Here is a 22,038-nt window from a genome sequence, read left to right on the forward strand (position 1 = left end):
TTTTCTGTCCTCTCCGTTACGTTTAAATATATAGTTCAACTTGTATAGTAAATAGTAAAACATCTTGCTTATAGTATATCCACAGCAAACATCGTATGTTCTTTCAAAGTTCCCTGGATTGGGACAAGCTGTGACCCATTCTCCTTGAATCCTGCCTTTTGAAGGACACGGATGGAACCTGTATTATCGGGTACAGCGCCAGCTTCGATTCGAGTAATTGCAGTTTCGTGTTTGGCAAATTCCATTACACATTGCAAGGCTTCGCTCATATATCCTTTTCCTTGATGCAGAGTATCCGTCACATAACCAACGATCCATTTTGGGGTAGAATCCAATATGATCTCAAACAAAGAAATTTCACCGACCAGTTCATCCGTTGTATGTAGAAAAATACCAAAAGAATAGCGATTTCCTTCTTCTCTCTTCTTGTTCCAGCTCTCAATAAGTGACCTTTGCCCTTCCGAGCTGTAGAAAGACTCCTCCCGATCACTTGCTGAGATTTTCTCGATTTCCGCACGGTTGCGAATCTGTAGACCCAGAAGCAATGAGGCATCATCCACATTCCAAAATCTCACATAGATGCGTTCTGCACTATATTTCATCACATTATCCCTCCTCTATTAACGTTAGGTGCAATTGTAGCATGATTATATCAGGTCATTATAAGAGTACGAGCGAATCAACGAGAATTGTTTCGCCAAGAAATGAGGTGAATATGGCATATCATTACGCAGCCAGGCAACGATGGTTCCAATCAGGGCGGAAGAACCGTACCATATTGCGATTTCTTTGTGAATGCCGGATTCTTCGAGTTCATCTTCCATTTCTACCCGATCAATTTTGGCTTTGACCAGCGTACTCAACAATTTGAGCAGTCGTTCAGTAAAAATCGGTGTGCGCTTTGTAGCAAGTACCACCTGATAGAACGAGGCGTTCTCTGCAAAATGCTCCAGTAACTTGACCAGAACAGGCCAAGCCTCTTCCGTTCTTTGTTTCTCAAAATGAGGAGCATATTCATCCACGATCCGTTCAATATTCTCAATCATCTCGTCGGCCATCTTCTCCATCATATCCGTAATATCACGATAGTGCAGGTAGAAGGTTACCCGATTGATCGTCGCTCTTTCGGCAATTTTGTTCACTGACAACTTTTCGATATCCATTTCCTGCAGCAACTCAACAAATGCACCTCGAATTAACTGACGCGTTCGCACTATTCTTGGGTCCACGGCTGATTTCTTCTCGTCTTTCACGTGTATCCCTCCTATCAAATTTTAAACATTACAATTTTAAACAATCAGTCGTTTATTTTTGATTTACACAACATATTCATTTTATTTGTAAAATAAACGACGAAAACACGTCATAACGTAAATTGTAATCTGTCCGAATATGTATATAATTCAATAAATACAATGTAAACTATACAACACGTTGTAAATTTAGTCACGCGTGGTTTGAAAGGATGAAAAGGATTGAGTCAGGTTAGAGTACAAGAAGAATTATCCGTAAAGAAAGGCCCCATCCTGTTTATCATGATTTTGGGAGCCTTCCTTGCAACATTGAATCAAACGATCATGAGTGTCGCTACACCGGAACTGATGGGTGATTTTAACATCTCCGCCGCAACAGCACAATGGTTAACGACAGGTTACATGCTGGTGAACGGGGTGCTTATCCCCATTACGGCCTACTTCATGCAACGCTTTTCAACCAAGCAATTATTCCAAGCTTCCATGTTTATTTTCCTGATTGGTACCATCGTATCCGCTCTTGCAGATAACTTTGGCACACTGCTGACAGGACGCATGATTCAAGCAGCGGGTGCCGGCATTATCATGCCGCTCTTAATGCACGTTATTTTGACCTTGTTTGCCCCTGAAAAACGAGGATCTGCAATGGGTATGGTTGGTTTTGCCATCATTTTTGCCCCTGCAATCGGGCCTACCCTTGCCGGTTATATCCTCGAGAACTACTCTTGGCAAACGATGTTCTACGGCATGATTCCATTAACTCTTATTGTCATTGCTTTTGCGTTTGTATACCTGAAGAATGTATCCGAACGGGTCAACACAAAGTTCGACACAATCAGTGTGGTGCTGTCCACGATCGGATTTGGCGCATTGCTCTATGGTTTCAGCAGAGCAGGGAGTCTGGGATGGTCAAGTGCAGAAGTTCTTATCTGTATTGCGGCTGGAATTGTTTCTCTTGCCCTGTTTACATGGAGACAGCTCGTTTCTGAAACTCCGCTGCTTGATCTGCGGGCATTCAAATACAACATGTTCTCCTTGACCACGGTCATTAGTATCGCGATTACAATGATCATGTATGCTGACATGATGTTGCTTCCCTTGTATCTCCAGAACGCACGTGGTTACACTGCACTGGAGTCCGGATTATTACTCCTTCCGGGTGCGCTTGTCATGGGCTTCCTGATGCCAGTAGCCGGAAAATTGTTTGACCGATTTGGAGCGAAATGGCTCGCTGTTATCGGGATGGTGATCACCATCGTGACGACAATTGGTTTCATCGACTTAACGGATTCAACCAGTTATGGTTACCTGGTATTAATGTCTACCGGCCGCCGAATTGGTATGGCTCTGCTCATGATGCCGATTCAGACTGCGGGACTTAACCAACTGCCACCAAGACTTGGTGCACACGGTACAGCTATCTCCAACACCGTCAGACAAGTGGCTGGCGCTGTAGGTACTTCATTGCTCGTAAGTGTCATGACCTCCCGTACATCGGCACACGTACAGGATATGATGGCGACTGGTGCAGCCAATGGTCTCAGTCAACAACAGCTTGCTACAGAATCCATGATCCAGGGTATCAATGATGCTTATGTTGTTATCATCGGTATCGCTGTTGTGGGATTGGTCCTTTCCTTCTTTATCAAACGCACCAAACAAGCCAAAGAGGAAGAAATCAAACAGGTGGTAAGACAAAAAGTTTCCATGAATTCAAATTAAGGTGTCCAGCCTAATACTTGCTTGCATAACAAAGCGGCAGATCAAGACGTTTACGTCTGATCTGCCGCTTTTTAGGTTGTGTCCCGTATGATTCCTTCTCACTCCGCAACGATCTTCACTGGCAGATGGGTCAACGACTGTCCCGGAGCTGAAGTGGCCAGATTATTCTCCAGATCAAAGGACTCCACTGGTTCAATCCGAGCAATCTTCTCCACAAATGCAGTCAAGGCAATGCTGAGTTCCATTCTTGCCAGCGGGGCACCTAGACAAAAGTGTGGGCCATTGCCAAAGGTAAGATGTCTTTTGTTATTCCGACGATGAATGTTTAGCTCAAACGGGTCTTCAAACATCTGTTCATCCATATTGGCTGCACTCATCCAGGAGATGACAACATCTCCTTTTTTCAAATCCACTCCGAGCAGTTGGTTATCCTGCTTCACTGTTCGATGTCGCTTGGCATTGTGGAACCTATAACGAAGCATTTCTTCCACTGCGAGCGGAACCCATTCGGGGTTCTGCCTGAGTTGGTCATACAAGCTCGGGTCATCGTAGAGGAAGGAATAGAACGTATTTGAAACCATATGACTCGTTGTCTCTATACCGGCTCCAAGCAGGAGCATGGTCGTGCGAACAACCTCATCCTCCGTGAACTTCTCCCCCTCAACATCAACGTTCAACAGATCGGTAATGATATCCTCACCAGGATGAGTCCGTTTATGAATCACAATAGGATACAGGAATTGATAGTACTCTTGCGCGGCAGTTTGCTTTTTCAGTTCACTCTCCTCAGCTGTCTTTGGATTGATGGGTTGAAACAGAATATCTACCCAGTTCTTGAAGCGATGGCTGTCTGTAAGAGGGATGCCGAGCAGATCGGCCATAACCATCGAAGGTAGAGGAGCGGCCAACGCTTGAACAATATCAATGGTCGTATTTGGCTCAATATCGGCTACCAGTTGCTCTGCAATGTTGCGAATTCGTGGCTCCCAGTTTTTCAGACTACGCGGTGTAAAAGCAGCCGATAACAACGAACGACTTTTTTGATGAAGGGGAGGGTCGATACTTGATATGTTTAATTTGTCTGGAGGTGTGCCTTCATTGTTCTTTGCTCCAACGGCAATGGTCGTCCGGGTTCCTTCGGCTGAAAAATACTCATGATTACTAAGGACCTGCTTCACATCATCGTATCTGAACACATTCCAGGTGTCTGTATCTTCGTGATAGTACACAGGATTCTCGGACAGCATTTTTCGAAACCAGTGAAGTGGGAAAAACTCTTCAGATCTGGACTGAAACCCCGTAATGTCCTCAACACGTATCACTTCTTTATACATTTGGAATCCACCTCTCAGCATAGTTTCGTGATTGGTTACATGGGTACCTGAATTGACAGTTCAGCACCTCATTCCATTTTATACCATTCGTTCATTTATTGATATAAACCATTTGAACTAAATCAGAAAAACCCCTTTAATATAACGGGTTTTCGTTTTATACGTATCGTATATTATTTCTGTCGGTGTTTCAGAGGGATAAGCCATACGAACCGATCAATCGCCTAGTTTCGCCAATGTTTCCTGTAGTTGCTCCAGTTGTTCAGACAGGGTTTCAATCAAGTTCTTCGTTTGGCTTGCCTTCTCCATTAAGATTTGCTCTTCAGAACTGTCTTCCGATGCATTCCTGATTGGTGATGACTTCAATTCCGACAATTCGCTTTTGTATGTTTCTTGTTTCTCCAAAGCTATTCGCAATTTTTCTTTTGTCGTACCGATCTGATGCTCCAGATATATGATGTCGGACGAGTTCGCTCCATCGGATACACGTTGTGAATATGTCATGACTCACCTCTTTCAATTTCATCCATTGCTTTGCCAACAGTGTAGGGCTCAATATCGATATCCAACTCCGTGCCGAGAGCTAGTTTCGCCAGTTGACTCCCGATAAAAGGACCCATGGTCAATCCAGAGGCTCCAAGTCCATTCGCGGTAATCAGACCTTGCCAGCCTGGAACAGCCCCCATTACTGGCAGAAAGCCAGGTGTGAACGGACGGAACCCAACTCTTACTTCCTGGAATGTGCTATTGGCTAGCCCCGGCGCCAGTTCCAGACCTTTATTCAAAACTTCCTGCATGCCCCCTGCAGTGACTCTTGTATCATAACCCTCCACATCATTTTCATGAGTGGCACCAATCACGATCTTCTGTTGATCAAAGGCCAGCAGATATTGATCAGAAGGTGGCATGATCACAGGCCAGCGGCCTGTATCCTCCCCATCCGTGACATGTAGATGCATAATTTGTGCCTTCTGATAATGCACCTTAAAGTGTATGCGGAGCGGCTTCAGCAGTTCGTTGGCCCATGCACCTGCACAGACAACGACTTCATCTGCCAGGATACTCTGATCATTAACACTCACACCAATGACCCGATCCGCTTCGAATTGAAGCGTGGCGTCTCCATGAATCACTTCCGCTCCATTCCGCTGTGCAGACCGGATTAAGGCATCGCGCAGCGCTCTTCCATCTATACGTGCAGCACCGCTGATATGTACCGATTGATAACGTTCATCCAGTAGAGGAAAACGATCACGGGTTTCTTTGGCATCAAGAGGTGTAATGTCGCCAATCTCCGGCGCATCCTCTTTGCGAAGATGGGCCCGCTCTTCCATCTTGTTGATTTTGTCCTCGTCCGTATGAATACTAAGCGCGCCCACTTGAGCATAACCAGTTTCCGTTTCTCCTTCGGCTTTAAGCTCCGCTATGATGCCAGGATAGAATCGCGCACCTGCCTTGGCGAGCTGATACCAGTCCTGATTACGTCGCTGTGACAGCCATGGACAGATGATCCCAGCAGCTGCATCCGTTGCCTGTCCTATATCTTTTCGATCTACGATGATTACCTCTGCGCCCCGCTTGGCTAATTGATAGGCTGTTGATGCCCCCAGAATACCCGATCCGACTACGATGACTTTCTTCATGTTTGCATCCCTTTCTTTAATCACTCATTCCTTATAGCGTATACCGTTTCGCATTCTGTTGGCAAGGCAGGCCGTACTTTTATATCCATAAATAGAGGCTGATCAGACCAAAGTTCATACTCATTTATCCAATTAATAATTGTTGAAGCATTTATATGAAAACGTTTTATATATTGCCCGTCATTCAATTAAAATTATTCCATTTATGTAATATAATTCTTTCTAGGTTTCTTTTAACGCTGTAACCACGCCACTTACGCACATGATCCTTTAACGAAAAGAGGAATAACACGACGATGCCGAAACCTAGTATGGGGAATCCGCTGGATACCGATATGCCGCTCATGATTACAGGGCAAAACCAGTTGACTGTTGATGAATTGATGAATTGGAGCGACCATTCACGGGATTACAGCATTGTACAGTGCATCGGAGGAACAGGGCGAATCGCAGCAAAGAATCATGAATTTTCGATCAAAAAAGGGACCGCTCTCATTTTGTTCCCGGAGGTAACCTACCGTTACCACAATCTGAGTGATTCATTACGATTTGATTGTCTGTCTTTCAATGGCTATTTGTTGCCACGGTTCTTGCATACCTTGCAGATCGGGGAGCTGCGCGCCTTCAAGCCGGATGGAATGCTTCATATCCTGTTGCGTGAAATTACGTTGGCGCTGCAGTCCCGGCACAAGGATCAGATCTGGCACGTATCCGCATTACTGTACATGCTTTTGGTCAGATTAACCATTGAAGGTGAACGCTATAGTGCTTACGAACGTTCTGATGCCCGATTAAGATTGGATGAACTCATTACTTTTATCAAACAAAATTATCATCAGGATATTTCTCTCCCCATGTTGGCTGAGCAGATGGACGTTACCGAGCAGCACCTCAATCGGATATTCAAAAAAGAATTTCAAATGACTCCATTGGAATATCTGATGCGATATCGGTTGTTGAAAGCCAAGGAAATGCTCATCGAAAATAACGCTACGACCGCTCATGAAATAGCCAAAGCCGTTGGTTTCAACAGTGCCAGTTACTTTGGATCAGTGTTCAAAAAATACGAAGGGATCTCCCCTATCGAGCTACGCAAGCAGTATCTGGATTAAAGCGCCTCCATATCAATCTCGGCCAGCGAGGATAACCGCAGTTCATGCATGGCGAATTCCAGACCACGCGTTACCTCGTTAGGCACGATGATACACCGAATACCTGCTGCATTGGCTGCCTTCAAGCCATTAGGTGAGTCTTCGAACACAATCGCTTCGGAAGCCTCGATCCCAAGACTCTGGAGAGCAAGAAGGTACAGTTCAGGGTCCGGTTTCACTCGCTTCACATCCTCGGATGTATGAACGACTGTGAAATAATCAAAAATGCCTAATTTCTGCAAGTAACCATGCACCCAGTCCCGTGTAGAGCTGGAAGCAACCGCAAGCTGAATCCCCTTCTCCCTCGCAGACTGAAGCAATTCATACACCCCTGGAAGAATGGCAGCCTGTCCCAAATAGACTTCGTATTTCTGTTCAGAGAGCAATTTGATATGATCATGATCTATCTTTTTTTGGAGCGCTTGCTCCAGATACAGAAATGGATGAAACTCCTCAAAGGATGTCCCCACATTTTTCGACCATAGCTCCAGACCAAGTTCCACTCCGTGCTCTTCATAAATATCGCGAAACGCATAATACCAAGGTGTCTCTGTATCGACAATGAGTCCATCAAAATCAAATATAAATGCTTTTACCATGAGCCTGTTCTCCCTCCAATGATCGGCCAGGGGAGCAGATTAGAAACGTGCGGTCAAGTCCGGATGAGTAACGTTCACCGATAAAAAGTGACACGTACAGCCCGTTCCAGTCGGCGACTGAACAACTAATCCAGCTCGAAGTTCCCCTTGTATCGGCATGCCGAAATAACGAATTAGTTTCCACTCATCCCTATCGGGTGAATAAAAGAATGATATGCAGCCCTCTACTTTGCGTATACGCAGATAGGGATTAGGTACGGAGACTTCAACCGAATTACAATCATCGGATGAACCATCACGTGTCACTACCGACACGATGGTAGGCACTTTCCCATCATACTCAAAACAAATTTTGCACCAGTTAAGATCATCCGCCATCACCATCAGGCATCCGGAATCATATTGATTTTTCATATCAACGGTTAATTGGGTTGTGATTTCGAAATCGCCAGGCACAGGCATGGACAGAAATGGTGCGGTTGCACGAATGTGCTTGCCCGCTGGATCTTGGAAAAAGTCGGTGTCCGCCTTCGCTTCCACCAGCACACCTCCCTGATCCGTATAGGACCAGCTTTCGGGCTCGTTCATCCAACTCCATTGCTTCCGTGCTTCTGTTGTCATTATGTTAGTCATTTGTTAGCAGCCTCCCAAGTAAGTTATTTTCTAGTTTTTTCTGTACTACATATTCGCTCCAGATACAGAAAACCCCTTCTTCTACATATTTTTGTAAGGTTCCAGCACTTGGGAGTGCTTTTGCGGATCTGGCAGGAAGAACATAATGACCATGAGTACGACATATAGACCAAGAATGACACTGAACAATAGTGTTGGATTGTGATGGTAGAGCAGGCCCGTCAGGTAACCGGATGGAATGGCTGTGAGCGTCATGACGGTCTGCACGGCCGAGAACATATCGGCTTTCTCATGCGTACCCAATCGGTTCATCAACAGGGAATCCCGGTACGTCTGCAAAATGAAGTTCCCCGCAGCGAGCACGATTAGCGTGAGAAACAACATCCCTATACTCCCCACAGGGATCAATAGAAACAGAATGGCTCCGGCCGTGCTAAGCACAATGGAAAAACCAACATACTTTTCTTCCGAACGCCGTTTCAGTCGCGGAATGATGACCAGATAGAGCAGCATGACGGTTACCGCAGTCACTACTGGGATAAACGAAATGACACGGTCATCAAATTTCAACTGTTCTTTGAAGAAAATGACCTGGAAGAAATTCAGCTGCAAGATCAGATTGGACAACACCGTGATCAGAATAATCGGAAAAAGTCTCCGTTTGTAGAACGATTTGCCGAACAGGCGCAGACTGGAACCCAAGCTCTGAAGCACGCGGGTTTTGCTATGCAATCCCATAAGTTCCTTGCCGACCTCGGTCTCATCCGTGTATCGGTTACGAATGAAAAACATGGCGGTCATGAGGATGCCTCCGACAAAGTAAATGCTGGCGAGTGTAGGCACAATACCATAATCAGCAATGACCACCCCGGCAATTGGCGTTAATACCCCGGCTCCTGTAATGATCATGTTGAGAATGGCAAACACCTTTGATCGTTTGTGTTCCTCCACATCCTCTATGATCAGACAGTTAAAGGCGACCGTTACAAACTTGGATGTAGCATTCAGTAAATAAGCGATCAGGAACAGCCAGAAGTTCTGGGAGAAGGCCCAGATGAACATGGGAACACTCCAGGCAAGCAGATCAAAGATCAGCGTTGTTCGTTTCCGGCCCAGCTTATTCGTAATGGAACCCGCAAACAATTGAAAGATAAAGGCAAAATAAAGATTCACCGAATTGATTAAACCGATTTCTATGTCCGAAAGTCCGGCTTCCTTCATATATAAAGGAGCGTAGAATAGAACGATCGTGCCCGGAATGGCCCATACCGGTTCGAGTAAAATGGAGTAGCGTGGATTCTTCGGCAAATCTTGAAGCAATTTCAATCGATATCCCTTCCTTCTGCGGTTTTCACCGCTGCGAATTCCAACTTCTCGCAGCGGCAAACCCACTAATGTCTACATGCTTATCGTACCTCTTATAGGATAAGAGCTGTTTTGACCGAATTCATCGGCAACTTCTCTCCAGTATGCATGTCATAACCAATCGTTCCATTAAAGGCCTGTTCATAATCACTCAGCAGTTCCTTGGCTGTCACCATCTGTTCAAGTTCCGGGATACTTTGGGCAAATTTCAGTGCCGTACTGATCATCGAGTGATTAGCCACCGCGCCAATGATACTAATGCCATCATTAATGACGGCTGTTGATTTGAACGTCACCTCATAGCTGTCGTCATATCCCATAGGAATAATTTTGCCGCCTTTGGCAATCAGCTCAAACCCTACATGAAGTTGGTTACCAACTGCGTCCACTATAATATCAAACTTTTTGTTATTATTGATCTCGTATACTTTATCCAGTGTCAGATCCTGAGGATAGAACACATGATCCGCGATCCCTGAAGCAAACTCTTTGCGGTATGGATCAACTTCCGTGCCTACGGTAAGCCTTGCCAATCGTTTGCTAACAAGCTGACACAGGGAACCGATTGCTCCAGAACCGAGGACTAGTACAGAGTCACTTGGCTTAGTCCCTGCTTTCATGAACGTCTGAAGTACACATCCCAGTGGTTCAATCATCATGGCCGTTTCCCAACTCATGGAATCCGGGATGGCATAGATATACTTTTCGTCCCCAACAAAATATTCAGCAAAGGTTCCGTGTGTCGTCATCCCTACTTGATAGTCATCAAAATTCTCGCAGTAGATGAACAGACCCTCACGGCAGTATGAGCAGGTACCGCAAGATTGCGTGGGATCAACCAATACCCGATCACCGATCTTGAAACCACGAACGTCGTCACCCACCTCAACCACTGTACCTACACCTTCATGACCAATGATCGTTCCTTTATTCGCCGGCACTTTGCCTTTGACAATATTCAGATCTGTCCCGCAGATGCCGGAACCATAGATTTTAATTTTTACCTGGTTTGGCTTTTGGATGGTTGGCTCCTCAATCTCCTGGTAAGTCACCTGTTTGAGATCCTGATATACGAGTGCTTTCATTGAATAATTCCTCCTAGTCGATTGTCGATTATGATCTATGGATTAAGCTTCAAACGTTTTCGATAGTTGCATCGCATGAAGATGTTCCTGTTTCTGAATCTCTTTCCAGTCTGACAGGATCTGTAACAGCGCTTCCTCCACCCACAGCAATTCTTCCCGTGTATGGGCATCTGAGAAAATAAAGTAACCCTTGGTGAAAATACCGAAGTGAGCCATTCTCTTCACCATGAACTCGCGGAAAGGGTCGGTTTGGAAGTTATCTTCAGCCAAGGATTGAATGCAGAAGCTTGCATATGTCCCTCTCACTTCCAATTGATCCGTCAATCCGAGTAATACAAGTTCAGATTCCAGACGATCCATGATCCGGGTTGCCGGTTCACGCCAAGTCGGCCATACTTTCGCATTTTTCATCAATCGTTCACAGGCAATGGCTGCCGCGAGCGCTGTCGTTTCGCTGGAATGGGCATTACTGAATCTGACCTGTCCTGACAAAGACATCAAGTGCTCAGGCCCCATAACCGCTGCGAGCGGTAAACCGTTGGCCATACCTTTAGAGATACAGAGCAGATCAGGCCAGATGTCATATTCTCCTGCTGTAGCCTGCTTGCCCATCCGAATACCGGAAGTTACCTCATCGAATATGATAATGATGTCCAGAGAGCGACATAGGTTTACGGCTTTCTCCAGCGCGTCCTTTTTCCACTCGTTGGGGCATAGAACAATACATGCGATATCCTCGGGAGACGCGGTAATCTGAGCCTCAATTCGCTCCGTAGTAGGTTTGTTGACCCAGATCGTTGAACGCTCGATATCCACTGGAATGCCACGTTCTTTCGTCTGGCCACCATAATAGCCGTAGGCAGACCAATCGTGCCAGCCATGATAAGCTGTCGCAATAACCTTGCTTTTGCCACTAGCGGCACGGGCCAGACGCACGGCCCCACTCACTGCATCGGCACCACTCTTGGTGAAGCGCAGCGATGGATAACGACCCTCGAACCGCTCCAGAATCAACTCGGCACATTCAAGCTCGATGTCGGCAGGTAAAGAAAAGCTTGTCCCTTTTTTCAACTGGTGAATGACGGTTAATTGGACTTCATGTCTGGCATGGCCCCATGGCGCCGTACCCATGGCCATTTCGCAATCCAGCCATTCATTTCCGTCGATATCTGTAAATCTGGAATTATAAGCCTCTGCACAACATACGGGTGTATGGCCCGGAAATAAACGTTCAGGTGCTTTGGCTAAAGTGCTGCATCCGCTCGGAATTACCTTTTCGACTTGTTCCAACCACTCCAGATTACGGGTAAATCGTACGGCACGATCGAGCGTGCTCTCTTTTTCTTTCACCTTAAGTACCTCCCTGTTTATTTTCGTTGTGAGTGAATTACCGAACTTTGGTTCCAGGCCAGCATCCATCGTATATGCGATCCATCGTGATCACATTGCCATACAGATCAATGATCAGATCCTTGGCTCGATGAGCATGTCTCATCTCAATCCAGTAGCGGTTCTCCAGCAAACGGGCGAAATTGTCCACCAAAAACAGTAACCGGTTCTCACTATGAATCAGTTCCTTGCCCAGTACCTGTGGCAGCCAGATGGCTCCGTTGGAATTAAAGCGGTTTGAATAGTCCCGTACTTCGGCTACATTTGCAAATTCGGCTTCCTCCAGCTTGGTCCAGAATGTATCGGCATCACTTCGAACCTCGGCAAGGTCAATCCCGACAATCGGCAGATGCTGGTATTCCTCTTGGCTTTCCAGCTGTGCTTTCAGATGACTGAAAACGAATGGCCACACATCAGCCTCGATTTGACCGCCCCACTTTTTCCAGAATCGTGCCAGATTGTTCTTGCGGTTGAAGTTGCGGTGAATGCCGCTGCTGCGTTCCCAGTGATACGCTTGAATATTCGGATTAATGACTGTATCGTATCCGGCAGCTCGTGCCCGCATCTGATAATCAAAGTCCTCGTATCCGTTAAAGAACTTCTCATCGAGGTTACCGATCGTCTCGTAGACTTCCCGCTTCATGCCAAACATGGCGAACACCACCAGTTGAACAGAGAAGGTTTCTTTCGGGATATCATCAGGAGATGCGTTCAGGAACAGGTGTCGGCCGATGGTGTCCGCAAAAGCAATGCCGCAATGCTGCACGCCTCCTGTCTGCGGATACAACAGAACCCCTCCAATCATGCCGATCGTAATATCGCTGTCCAGTGTCTCTTTCATCATCGGTTGCCAGTTCGGTTGAAGAATCGTGTCAGAATCCAGAAAGAAAATGTACTCTCCCTTGGCAAGACTCAGTGCGCTATTAATCGACACGGCGCAACCGAGTGGAAAATCATGCTGAAGAATCTCGATGGTCACGCCTTCTCTTACTTCTTGCTTCAGTTTATCCAGATGTTGAAAGACTGCTGAGCCGGAACCATCGTTGATGAAAATAATCTGAGTGGATGGACTTACCGTCCGGAGTAGCGAATCTGTGAACAGGTTCAAAATGTTATAGTCCTGGTTGACTGGCACAATAATGGTGTAAAGCATAGAATCCCTCCTGATTTGGGTTGATGGAATGAGTACATAAGCTGATTTTGAACCGCAAAATTGCAGGTATTTCTGTCCGGCCCCCTCGTTTGAATATTTTGTCTTTATTTGGTAATGATTTGAATCTACTAGAAATTTATATCATTTTTTGTAAACTGAAAATCTTAAATTCTGAACTCTGTTAATATTTGAATATGTGAGAAAAGCAAGTCTTTGCAGCTTGCGCACTGAGAAACGCTGTTGTGAACGTAAAAAAAACACCCCCAAAGAGTCTGCGTATCTAACGATACGATTGATTCTTTGGAGGTGCTTTCGTATTAAAATCTATATTTTTCGTTGGATAGGCCCTGACCTAACTCTGCTTAAATCCATGATAAAACGTATCCACCACAAGCGCAGGGGCTGCTTTTCTCGCGATGTGACCACTTACAACCTGCTGCCACGTAAGGAACATGATGGAATACAGCACATCGACAATCCAGGTTTTTTCGAGATCGGAGCGGAAATAACCTTTCTGTTGTAACAGACCGACCGCATGTAGTACAGGCTCTCTCAGTTTCAGATCTGCTCCCTCAATCTCGGGATTATAGTTAATGGTGGTGTCATGAGCCAAAAAATAAATTTTGTCGCCTAATGGAATCAGCGCTTCAATCAGTTCGGGTATGTACTTTTCACAATGCTCCTCATCCAGTTGGATTTGTTGCATGGTCTCACTGACCACCTCGATTGCGCGTAATCCCAGATGAACCATGAGCTGTTCGCGGCTTTCCACGTATCGATGTAACGTAGCGATCCCGATTTTTGCAGATTCTGCAATCTCATTCATAGAAGCATTCGGTTTTTCAATCAGCAATTTTGTGGCCTCGTCCAGAATGGAATGTAGCCTGGTTTGTTTGATTGTAGTCATTTCTTTTTTCATTGTATTACACCTCTTGGCGAATTAGTCTACAATTGATCTAGTCATCCATCAAATGATTGGATGAGATTATAAAATTATAGCATATATTCTCACGATATCGCATTTTGAACGTAACAAGTCACCTCTTATATATGTACTGTAAATATAAAGCTTAAAAGCCGCCATTTGGCGGCTCTTAACATGGTTATCTTTTATCTCGTCCGTTACTTACAGTTCGATGATTCTCGTTGCAATATTTGTACAAAATTCACGATCATGCTCTACAAAAAGCAGGGTTGGCGAGTATTCCAAGAGTAAGTCTTCGATCTGCATACGTGAAATGACATCTACAAAGTTGAGTGGTTCATCCCAAATATGCAGATGAGCTTTTTCACTAAGACTTTTGGCAATGAGCACTTTCTTTTTTTGACCTGCGCTAAATGTTGAAATATCTTTCTCCAATTGAAGTCTGGAAAAATCCAACTTTCGAAGTATCGATTTAAACAGGCTTTCATCAATCCCCTGCGTGGCCGCATACTCAGATAAATGTCCTCCGAGATCGGACGTGTCCTGCGACACATACGAGATTTTAAGCTGATGATCCTTACGGAAAAGACCTGTATAAGCAATATCTTCACCACAGATCAGTTTAAGAATGCTTGATTTGCCAGATCCATTTTTACCGTATAGGGAAATACGATCCCCTTTTTCAATCGTAATACTGACATCCTTAAACACGGTATTGGAGCCGTATGATATCGACACATGCTCCAATTCGACAAGTTCCTGCTTGTGAAAATCCAGCTGATGAATCTGTAAACGCTCTGCACTCTCGATGTTTTTGAGAAGTTTGGATTTCTCTTGAATCGCAGATTGCTGCCTTTGTTCGATATTTTTGGAACGTTTCATCATTTTGGCAGCCTTGTGCCCAATATATCCTTTATCCACCTTGGAACCGGAATTTCTCGTACCATTTTTGGTTTTTTCAACTTCATGCGACCATCCACCGGTCCGTTTGGCTGAATCGGATAAACGCTTGATATCCTTTATTAATTTCTCATTACTCGCAAGTTCAAACTGATCTTGCCTTCTTTTATTTTCCCACCAAGCGGAGAAATTGCCTTTCTGAATCTCGATGTTACTCTTATTGATGGAAAGGATATGGTCCACGCTGTGATCCAGAAAGGATCGATCATGAGACACCAAAATAAATCCACTCTTGCTGCGGAGATAATCACCTACGATTTGTCTTGCATGAAGATCAAGATGATTGGTAGGTTCATCAATGAGCAGAAACCGATTATCCTTCAGGAACAAGGCAGCCAGCATCACCTTTGTTTGTTCTCCGTTGGATAACGTATCAAAAGGCCGATACAGCACATCTTCCGACACCTTCAACAGGTTAAACTCGCGCACAACTTGCCAGTGCAGATATTCAGGGTGAATCTCGCCGATGACATCGACGGTCATGGCTCCCTTATTTTCTACCTGGAAAGGAAAGTATTCAAAGCTAACATTCGCAGAGATATGTCCGCTGTATTCATATTTGCCAAGCAACAGATTGAGGAAAGTCGTTTTGCCTCTGCCGTTCCTTCCGGTAAAACCCAATTTCCAATCGGAGTCCAACTGAAAACTAACATTTTCAAATATATTATCGTAACTGCCTTCATAGGCAAAGGTCAAGTTGGTAACGTTAATTAAAGACATGCAGATCATCCTTTTTATGTGAAATATAAAAGTAAACTGACGGGATTTCACCATTGAACATGGCATGGATTCCCTCACTTTAATATTTGAACACAATCAGAATTTAGATTCGCTTATACAATAAAGAAACCTGGCGATAAACCACTCAGCGCCAAGTAGATCTATGCATAGGAGGACAAAATGCCGGATTCTGATTAGTCATATTGTGAACCATGCCACTGTTCATGTTCGTTGACAGGTCCACATAAACATCCACAACCTCTAATTCCGTCATCACTCCATCACCCCTTTGAAAACTCACAAATTATTACAGAAAACTTAACATGGAATACGACATGGGTCAAGGCGCCCTTCTTCAATCTTGGCGCGTAGAGATTAATATAAATATCCTAAAAAATCGAGCTCTCCTTCACCCCATGGCATGTTTCCAACTTCTTTAATCATTAAACCCTCTACCGCTTGAGTCCCAACTCCAACTGTGGTTAAGGTTTCATGATCAATTTTTAACCATTTACATGTGTTATTTACCGTTTCGAATCCATTTTTGCTATACAATTCCTCATGATCCGCAAATAAAAGGACAAAATCAACACGCCCTGTTGCCAACCTTTCTACTTCGGATATTAACAAAGAAGCGATTCCTTGAGAGCGAATAGCAGGAGAAACACACAAATCGATTATCCCCAACACTCTTATGGGTTTTCCATTTAAATTCATCATCCTGTAATCTAGTCCTACATGCCCAACTAATTGGTTATCAGGGGTAAATGCCAATACTCTCCCATGTGGTATTTGCTTAAAAAACAATCTGTCTTTTGGATAAACCTCTGGAAAACTGGTAACAAGTAATTCTTGAAGAAGAGTCGACCATTCTTCACTTAGATCCACATCATATGTTTTAATTAATTCCAAAAAAATATCCTCCTAAATCAAGCCATTCTGTTTTTTGCTTGTGTTTTCTGGCTTACACACCTCTACGTAAATTTTGATGATGTACTCATTGGGATTACTTTCTGCAAAATAAGTGAGCAGGTCCAGTGCATACACATGTCCACAGACTTGCAGTCCCTCTTTTTCTATCTCCTCTTTCATGAGAGAATACGTCTCCGGCATGCTTTCGTATGAGCCTCGATGATTCATGACGGCATACATCCCTTTTGGCTTAATCCATATCGTTTCCCCTGAAATGGGAGCTTTTATTTTGTTGCCAAAGTAATCCGGATAGTATTCTCCTGCCTCATAGTGCTCCTGAGTTAAGATCGTCCATACCGGAAACTCATAGTCGATCATCTGTTCATCACAATGGGTCCTGTATTCAATGAACTTACGGAAGAATTCCTTATCCCCATCCCCTTGCTCCAGTTGAACAGTAATAAAATACTCCAACTCACATTGTTCGATATGCAGCCCTTCAGGAGAAGCATCCGTGGCTTGTTTCGTCATTTCTATTGCACCACTTAACAGCTTTTGCATGCGTTTGATTCGTTGTTGTTCCAACTCAAGTGCCTTTAATTTCTGTTCAAACAGCTCAATTAACAATGGTGTATTTTGATTTTGAATGAACGACTTAATCTCTTGGAGTGAGCTTCCTGCCTTCTTCAGCACATGTATGACATCCAGCACATACGTTTGTTGCATACCATAATAGCGGTATCCCTTGGCATTGGTATATTCAGGCTTTAACAGCCCAATCTCGTCATAATGAAACAAGGTATGTTTGGTCACTCCGCAGATCTTGGCAAATTCACTGGTGGTAAAATGTTGTGCGTGATGTCCAGTCATCTATGGGCCCTCCATGTACATATGTAGTCTAAGTTTTATCAATATACATGCATTATAGTGTGTAAAGAAAAGTTTGACTATAGGGTTACCCGATAGTTTAGTCTTTGAATTGTAAGTTATTCATATCGTCGGAGGGAAACATGTCAAAATTCAAACGTTGGATGATTCTTGTTATTGTCTCAAGTGCACTATTACTCATTGTGATGGATATGACCATCCTGTACACCGCTTTACCCAGCTTGACCCATGATCTCGGTGCATCTGCTTCGGAGAAATTATGGATTCTGAATGGTTACTCCCTTGTCATGGCGGGTCTTCTTCCTGCAATGGGAACACTCGGGGACCGTCTTGGTCATAAGAAAATATTTACCTTGGGCTTGGTCGTCTTTTCTGCTGCTTCTCTTGCTGCTGCCTTTTCTCCAGTACCGGCTATGCTGGTCATGAGCAGAATTCTTCTAGCCATAGGTGCCTCTATGATGATGCCAGCAACATTGTCGATTATCAGAGTTACGTTTACGAATGAGCGAGAACTCGCACTGGCAATCGGCATCTGGGGTTCCATTGCATCAGGTGGTGCTGGATTGGGACCGATTGTTGGTGGACTGCTTCTTCAACACTTCTGGTGGGGCTCTGTATTTCTAATTAACCTGCCCATAGCCATTATCGCGTTTGTATTCGCCTTGAAAATGATCCCTAAACATCAAGGGGATGCATCGAAAAAGTGGGACTTCACCAGTTCCATTCAAATCATGATTGCCATGGTCGGAATTATCTATTCTATTAAGGAATTCACAAGACGCGAAGGATCTCTCACACTCGCTATCATAGCTGCTGTGATCGGTGTTCTGTCCCTGATCATCTTTATTCGCCGTCAGAATAACAGTCCCAATCCGCTGCTGGATCTGTCCTTATTCAAAATCCCAAGATTCAGCACCGGCTTTATTACCGCACTGGTTGGCTTGTTTGCACAAATGGGTGTGCAATATATGGTCACTCAGCGGCTTCAGCTGGTGGAAGGCATGTCACCTCTTCAGGCTGGACTATTCACCGTATCCATACCTGTTGCAGCACTCATCGCCGGACCTGTTACGGGGGCTATTATGCACCGTGTGGATGTTGTATATATCAAAAGCTTCACTCTTTTCATCGCTGCCCTTGGCATGGGGACGTATCTGATGTATTTCAATGCTGGCTTCACCGGGCAGATTATCGGTTTGGCACTGCTTGGTGCAGGTCTTGGATCAGGCATGACCGCTGCATCACATTCCATTATGAGTTATGCCCCACCACACAAAGCGGGTATGGCCGCTTCCATTGAGGAAGTAGGTTATGAGCTGGGCGGAGCATCCGGTATTGCGATCATCGGCAGCATGTCGACCCTTTTCTACACACTCGCTATGAAGATTCCTGTGGGAATTAGTGTGCCAGCCAATGCGAAAGACAGTCTGGATGAAGCGCTTATCGCTGCCGAAAGCTTGCCTGCTGCGTCTGCTGAATCGCTCAAAAATGCCGCCTTTGCTGCATTTGACCAATCCTTCTTTGTTGTCATTGCAGGTGTGACCGTATTTCTGTTCATTGCTGCTCTGATTATGAGTTGGGTTGCTGTGCGGTTGAAACGAGCCCAAAAGCACAGTGTTAAAGCGTAATGAAATTCACTTCATGAAACAAAGCGAGGTATATAGAATCATGTGGTTTCCGATAACCAATGGAATTGTTATTTTATTAGGTATATTTGCTATTTTTCTGATCGTTAGAAATATGTCAAAAGAAGAGGATTAACTCAATTAAATTCACATCAAAAACCACTACCTGATTTGTTTCAGGTAATGGTTTTTGATATGCCTGATAACCGAAGCTTACCACCATGCGGCAACTCACGGAAGGTAGGCATCCTCTACCTCAACTTTTCGTTCATTCCCCATCGCAATGTATCTTACGTTAATGACATTTCCTTTCTGAAAATGGGGAATATGTGTGATTGGAATATAAGTCTCTACAATTGTTGGGAAGGTGCGGCCGTCAACTTGGGTTACAGTCAGATCCAATCGCACGCCAGGCCTTCCATCCCTACTGGATGATGTCTGTACAATATCATGAATTATTGCTTCTGTTGGAATTCCGTCCATCAGAATGCTCTTGCGAAGGTGATGTTTCTCTTTATTGTTACGTAGCAGTTTAAATGCAACAATCGTAATGACCGTGCCTGTTATAAGCCCAAAGACAATAATAGCAACAATAATAATTAATGTGACTGTCATGATAACCTCCTTTTAGTTGAAACTTATGTTAACTACTTCTGGTTTAGATCTCTTTTTCCTGCCTATTCTCTCTGAATCGGAAAACCTCAAAGTCAAAAAAGCCGCCTTAAGGGCGGCTTCATGCTGTGTATGTTCAACTCAACTTAGTCTACTTTCGCACCATACGAGCGTACAAACAGAACGGCTTGTTCGCGATCCAAACGTACACCTTTGATATCCAGTGATTTCAGATCGATGCCTTCCAGGTTAGCCCCTCTAAGATCGGCCCCTTGAAGCTTGGCTCTACTTAATACAACTCGGGTAAGATCACAGTCTCTCAAATCCGCTTTGGTGAAATCCGTGTCCGTAAAGTCAGCCTCAAAGAAACGAATTCCTCGCAGATCCTGTTTCCCCAAACGTGTATGTCTCAGATTTGTATAGGACCAATCGCCGTGACTTAGTGTGATGCCATCCATTTGCGCACCTGAAAAGTCTGAGCCTGTCATCTTGCAGGAGCTGAATTTGGAAGCAAAGAGATTCGCACCACCGAAGGTGCAGTTTTCAAAAGCCGATTCCGTATGAATCGAACCATTCATGGAAGCCCCTTTGAAGTCACACTCGATAAAACGACAGTTACTCGTTTCGATTTCTTCCATAGAAGCGTTCATAAATGTACACTGCTTGAAAACACAACTTATGAGTTCTCCATAGCGCAGATCACGTCCCTCAAAATGTACTGCTTCATATTCCTGATCCTTATATTGATACACTGGTTACACCCCACATTGTATATTTCTCCGTCTTTCTTCATTAAAGAACTTTTTATACTATACCACACCCCTGTCAAGTACCTGCTTAAACACACATAAAAGTCAAGTTACTTTTTTTATGAGAAAAATCTGAAAACTAAAAAAGGAACGCATAAAGCGCCCCTCCAGCTCACACTTTTAACTGTTCCAATGTGGGCTTATATATGTGAAACTCTCCAGTTAGCTGCTTGTTCTATTCCTATCAGAAAACATTACACCAGTTTTTTGGACATCCTGTACAGGGATAGCGAAGGTTTATTGATTTCCCCTACTCTCTGGTATCCCAAACGCTCGTAGAGTTTAATAGCTAGTAGATTTTCCTTTTTAACCGTAAGTGAAGATTTGGACAGACCTTGTGTTATAGCTTGCTCCTCAGCAAAATGAATGAGCTGTGTCCCTACACCAAGACCTCTGCTTTCAGGCAACGTAGCCAATGTTCCGATGTGGTACTCGTCGTTCTCCGCTTCTTTTAATGTCACCATGGAGTAGAACTCTTTCCAGTGTTGGAGATTATACTTAATCAGGCTCCATTTCCGAAGTTCAAACAGTTTGGAGAACGTTGGTAAAGCAAGTTTGTTCATTATAGTGGTCGGATAACACATGATCATGCCCAGCGTTTGGTTACCCATTTTAGCTTCATAAGCATATTGGTGACTGAATCGGTTCTGATTCGAACGCCATAACTTGTTAAATGTTTTTTCAATAATGCCTTTATCCTTGGTACCTGCAAGCGAATAGGCCATATATTCGAGTGCCATCTGATTTAGCTGTCCGCCGACTAATGATTGTGGACTGGCTTTTGTTATGGAAATCTTATTCATCGCTGTCACTCCTCTAGGTAGCTGAAATTGGATTAAAGCTTGGCAGCAGGTTGGTTAAATGATAACCCCTCAACGATCACATTCACCGTATCAATGGTTAATCCGGTCAGCTGTTCCACATGTAATCTCACATTGTTTTGCAATTCCCTGCAGACTTCATGCACTTTTGTTCCATAACAAACGATAATCTTTAAGTTTATCTCCAGTCTTGATTCTACCTTGCGGATATCTATGCCATTTTGCAGACTTTTCCCGCTCCACTTTTTGGTGACCCCTTCTATAAGTCCTGTCGACATGGAGGAAATCTCACTGGTGGTATTCGCGATCTTGCCGACAATTTTGGAGATCACATCATCCGATATTTGAATTTTTCCGAAAACATTTTGAATGGACATCCCATGTCCTCCTTTTTACACCTGCATTTTTTGATAGATAATAATATCATTTAATATAAATA

The 22,038-nt window shown here is 44.3% G+C and carries 22 protein-coding genes; 3 read left to right on the forward strand and 19 right to left on the reverse strand.

All coding sequences use genetic code 11. The features are described from left to right. Positions 1-68: 68 nt before the first annotated feature. Together ACDJ59_RS11940 and ACDJ59_RS11945 are read right to left on the reverse strand one after the other, a co-directional pair. Positions 69-602 (reverse strand): GNAT family N-acetyltransferase, encoded by a 534-nt coding sequence (locus ACDJ59_RS11940; RefSeq protein WP_413409080.1) that lies wholly within the window; start codon positions 600-602, stop codon positions 69-71. Positions 603-647: 45 nt separating this feature from the next. After that, entirely contained in the window at positions 648-1,253 is a 606-nt protein-coding gene (locus ACDJ59_RS11945; RefSeq protein WP_339301292.1) for a TetR/AcrR family transcriptional regulator, read from the reverse strand. Between the two features lie 282 nt (positions 1,254-1,535). Between ACDJ59_RS11945 and ACDJ59_RS11950 the strand changes: the two genes are divergently transcribed. Further along, positions 1,536-2,975, forward strand: a complete 1,440-nt coding sequence (locus ACDJ59_RS11950; RefSeq protein WP_413409788.1) for a DHA2 family efflux MFS transporter permease subunit — start codon at positions 1,536-1,538, stop codon at positions 2,973-2,975. Between the two features lie 98 nt (positions 2,976-3,073). Here the strand turns inward: ACDJ59_RS11950 and ACDJ59_RS11955 are convergent, their stop codons facing one another. The 3 genes from ACDJ59_RS11955 to ACDJ59_RS11965 all read right to left on the reverse strand — a co-directional run bounded on the left by ACDJ59_RS11955 (position 3,074) and on the right by ACDJ59_RS11965 (position 5,952). Beyond that, positions 3,074-4,309 carry a cytochrome P450 gene (locus tag ACDJ59_RS11955; protein WP_413409082.1) on the reverse strand — a complete coding sequence of 412 codons (1,236 nt, stop codon included), beginning with the start codon at positions 4,307-4,309 and terminating at the stop codon, positions 3,074-3,076. A gap of 216 nt (positions 4,310-4,525) precedes the next feature. Beyond that, positions 4,526-4,813: a hypothetical protein gene (locus tag ACDJ59_RS11960; RefSeq protein WP_413409083.1), complete on the reverse strand. Its 288-nt coding sequence runs from the start codon at positions 4,811-4,813 to the stop codon at positions 4,526-4,528. Next, positions 4,810-5,952: an NAD(P)/FAD-dependent oxidoreductase gene (locus ACDJ59_RS11965; protein WP_413409085.1), complete on the reverse strand. Its 1,143-nt coding sequence runs from the start codon at positions 5,950-5,952 to the stop codon at positions 4,810-4,812. The genes ACDJ59_RS11960 and ACDJ59_RS11965 overlap by 4 nt, the downstream gene beginning before the upstream one ends. A 296-nt stretch (positions 5,953-6,248) precedes the next feature. Here ACDJ59_RS11965 and ACDJ59_RS11970 point away from each other — a divergent pair, with 296 nt between their 5' ends. Further along, a complete protein-coding gene (locus ACDJ59_RS11970) occupies positions 6,249-7,064 on the forward strand; it encodes an AraC family transcriptional regulator (RefSeq protein WP_076249418.1) in 816 nt (271 codons plus the stop codon). Here the strand turns inward: ACDJ59_RS11970 and ACDJ59_RS11975 are convergent. The 10 genes from ACDJ59_RS11975 to ACDJ59_RS12020 all read right to left on the reverse strand — a co-directional run bounded on the left by ACDJ59_RS11975 (position 7,061) and on the right by ACDJ59_RS12020 (position 17,714). After that, positions 7,061-7,702 (reverse strand): HAD family hydrolase, encoded by a 642-nt coding sequence (locus ACDJ59_RS11975; protein ID WP_127548321.1) that lies wholly within the window; start codon positions 7,700-7,702, stop codon positions 7,061-7,063. The genes ACDJ59_RS11970 and ACDJ59_RS11975 overlap by 4 nt on opposite strands. Before the next feature lie 39 nt (positions 7,703-7,741). Further along, positions 7,742-8,335 carry a DUF1349 domain-containing protein gene (locus ACDJ59_RS11980; RefSeq protein ID WP_413409086.1) on the reverse strand — a complete coding sequence of 198 codons (594 nt, stop codon included), beginning with the start codon at positions 8,333-8,335 and terminating at the stop codon, positions 7,742-7,744. 81 nt (positions 8,336-8,416) lie between these two features. Beyond that, entirely contained in the window at positions 8,417-9,661 is a 1,245-nt protein-coding gene (locus ACDJ59_RS11985) for an MFS transporter (RefSeq protein ID WP_413409088.1), read from the reverse strand. Positions 9,662-9,753: 92 nt separating this feature from the next. Beyond that, positions 9,754-10,785: a zinc-dependent alcohol dehydrogenase gene (locus ACDJ59_RS11990; protein WP_413409089.1), complete on the reverse strand. Its 1,032-nt coding sequence runs from the start codon at positions 10,783-10,785 to the stop codon at positions 9,754-9,756. 42 nt (positions 10,786-10,827) lie between these two features. After that, a complete protein-coding gene (locus ACDJ59_RS11995; RefSeq protein WP_413409090.1) occupies positions 10,828-12,135 on the reverse strand; it encodes an aminotransferase class III-fold pyridoxal phosphate-dependent enzyme in 1,308 nt (435 codons plus the stop codon). A 37-nt stretch (positions 12,136-12,172) separates the two neighbouring features. Then, positions 12,173-13,327 carry a glycosyltransferase family 2 protein gene (locus ACDJ59_RS12000; RefSeq protein WP_017688647.1) on the reverse strand — a complete coding sequence of 385 codons (1,155 nt, stop codon included), beginning with the start codon at positions 13,325-13,327 and terminating at the stop codon, positions 12,173-12,175. Positions 13,328-13,679: 352 nt separating this feature from the next. Beyond that, complete coding sequence (locus tag ACDJ59_RS12005) at positions 13,680-14,246, reverse strand: TetR/AcrR family transcriptional regulator (protein ID WP_413409091.1); 567 nt, start codon at positions 14,244-14,246, stop codon at positions 13,680-13,682. Positions 14,247-14,453: 207 nt separating this feature from the next. Continuing rightward, positions 14,454-15,932: a ribosomal protection-like ABC-F family protein gene (gene abc-f, locus ACDJ59_RS12010; RefSeq protein ID WP_413409093.1), complete on the reverse strand. Its 1,479-nt coding sequence runs from the start codon at positions 15,930-15,932 to the stop codon at positions 14,454-14,456. A 375-nt stretch (positions 15,933-16,307) separates the two neighbouring features. Continuing rightward, positions 16,308-16,844, reverse strand: a complete 537-nt coding sequence (locus ACDJ59_RS12015; RefSeq protein WP_413409094.1) for a GNAT family N-acetyltransferase — start codon at positions 16,842-16,844, stop codon at positions 16,308-16,310. A gap of 12 nt (positions 16,845-16,856) precedes the next feature. Continuing rightward, on the reverse strand, positions 16,857-17,714 hold the full coding sequence (locus tag ACDJ59_RS12020; protein WP_413409095.1) for a MerR family transcriptional regulator: 858 nt from the start codon (positions 17,712-17,714) through the stop codon (positions 16,857-16,859). Between the two features lie 140 nt (positions 17,715-17,854). Here ACDJ59_RS12020 and ACDJ59_RS12025 point away from each other — a divergent pair, with 140 nt between their 5' ends. Beyond that, the gene (locus ACDJ59_RS12025; RefSeq protein ID WP_413409096.1) at positions 17,855-19,360 is read left to right on the forward strand and encodes an MFS transporter; all 1,506 of its coding nucleotides are present in this window, start codon (positions 17,855-17,857) and stop codon (positions 19,358-19,360) included. Positions 19,361-19,588: 228 nt separating this feature from the next. On the opposite strand, the gene ACDJ59_RS12030 is transcribed toward ACDJ59_RS12025, so the two are convergent. From ACDJ59_RS12030 to ACDJ59_RS12045, 4 genes are all read right to left on the reverse strand, one after another. Next, on the reverse strand, positions 19,589-19,972 hold the full coding sequence (locus ACDJ59_RS12030; protein WP_413409097.1) for a hypothetical protein: 384 nt from the start codon (positions 19,970-19,972) through the stop codon (positions 19,589-19,591). 143 nt (positions 19,973-20,115) lie between these two features. Continuing rightward, complete coding sequence (locus ACDJ59_RS12035; protein ID WP_036608249.1) at positions 20,116-20,721, reverse strand: pentapeptide repeat-containing protein; 606 nt, start codon at positions 20,719-20,721, stop codon at positions 20,116-20,118. A gap of 251 nt (positions 20,722-20,972) precedes the next feature. Further along, positions 20,973-21,581: a GNAT family N-acetyltransferase gene (locus tag ACDJ59_RS12040; protein WP_101314034.1), complete on the reverse strand. Its 609-nt coding sequence runs from the start codon at positions 21,579-21,581 to the stop codon at positions 20,973-20,975. A gap of 32 nt (positions 21,582-21,613) precedes the next feature. Then, entirely contained in the window at positions 21,614-21,976 is a 363-nt protein-coding gene (locus ACDJ59_RS12045) for an Asp23/Gls24 family envelope stress response protein (protein WP_413409098.1), read from the reverse strand. Between the last annotated feature and the right edge of the window lie 62 nt (positions 21,977-22,038).

This window comes from Paenibacillus amylolyticus, assembly GCF_047302515.1.
In the GTDB taxonomy this organism is placed as follows: Bacteria; Bacillota; Bacilli; order Paenibacillales; family Paenibacillaceae; genus Paenibacillus; species Paenibacillus amylolyticus_G.

Bases quoted from the DNA above. Each gene is read 5' to 3' on its own strand.
- ACDJ59_RS11940 (WP_413409080.1), bottom strand. From the start codon at position 602: ATGAAATATAGTGCAGAACGCATCTATGTGAGATTTTGGAATGTGGAT.
- ACDJ59_RS11950 (WP_413409788.1), top strand. From the start codon at position 1,536: ATGATTTTGGGAGCCTTCCTTGCAACATTGAATCAAACGATCATGAGT.
- ACDJ59_RS11955 (WP_413409082.1), bottom strand. From the start codon at position 4,309: ATGTATAAAGAAGTGATACGTGTTGAGGACATTACGGGGTTTCAGTCC.
- ACDJ59_RS11960 (WP_413409083.1), bottom strand. From the start codon at position 4,813: ATGACATATTCACAACGTGTATCCGATGGAGCGAACTCGTCCGACATC.
- ACDJ59_RS11965 (WP_413409085.1), bottom strand. From the start codon at position 5,952: ATGAAGAAAGTCATCGTAGTCGGATCGGGTATTCTGGGGGCATCAACA.
- ACDJ59_RS11970 (WP_076249418.1), top strand. From the start codon at position 6,249: ATGCCGAAACCTAGTATGGGGAATCCGCTGGATACCGATATGCCGCTC.
- ACDJ59_RS11975 (WP_127548321.1), bottom strand. From the start codon at position 7,702: ATGGTAAAAGCATTTATATTTGATTTTGATGGACTCATTGTCGATACA.
- ACDJ59_RS11980 (WP_413409086.1), bottom strand. From the start codon at position 8,335: ATGACTAACATAATGACAACAGAAGCACGGAAGCAATGGAGTTGGATG.
- ACDJ59_RS11990 (WP_413409089.1), bottom strand. From the start codon at position 10,785: ATGAAAGCACTCGTATATCAGGATCTCAAACAGGTGACTTACCAGGAG.
- ACDJ59_RS12000 (WP_017688647.1), bottom strand. From the start codon at position 13,327: ATGCTTTACACCATTATTGTGCCAGTCAACCAGGACTATAACATTTTG.
- ACDJ59_RS12005 (WP_413409091.1), bottom strand. From the start codon at position 14,246: ATGAAAAAAGAAATGACTACAATCAAACAAACCAGGCTACATTCCATT.
- abc-f (WP_413409093.1), bottom strand. From the start codon at position 15,932: ATGTCTTTAATTAACGTTACCAACTTGACCTTTGCCTATGAAGGCAGT.
- ACDJ59_RS12020 (WP_413409095.1), bottom strand. From the start codon at position 17,714: ATGACTGGACATCACGCACAACATTTTACCACCAGTGAATTTGCCAAG.
- ACDJ59_RS12025 (WP_413409096.1), top strand. From the start codon at position 17,855: ATGTCAAAATTCAAACGTTGGATGATTCTTGTTATTGTCTCAAGTGCA.
- ACDJ59_RS12030 (WP_413409097.1), bottom strand. From the start codon at position 19,972: ATGACAGTCACATTAATTATTATTGTTGCTATTATTGTCTTTGGGCTT.
- ACDJ59_RS12040 (WP_101314034.1), bottom strand. From the start codon at position 21,581: ATGAATAAGATTTCCATAACAAAAGCCAGTCCACAATCATTAGTCGGC.
- ACDJ59_RS12045 (WP_413409098.1), bottom strand. From the start codon at position 21,976: ATGTCCATTCAAAATGTTTTCGGAAAAATTCAAATATCGGATGATGTG.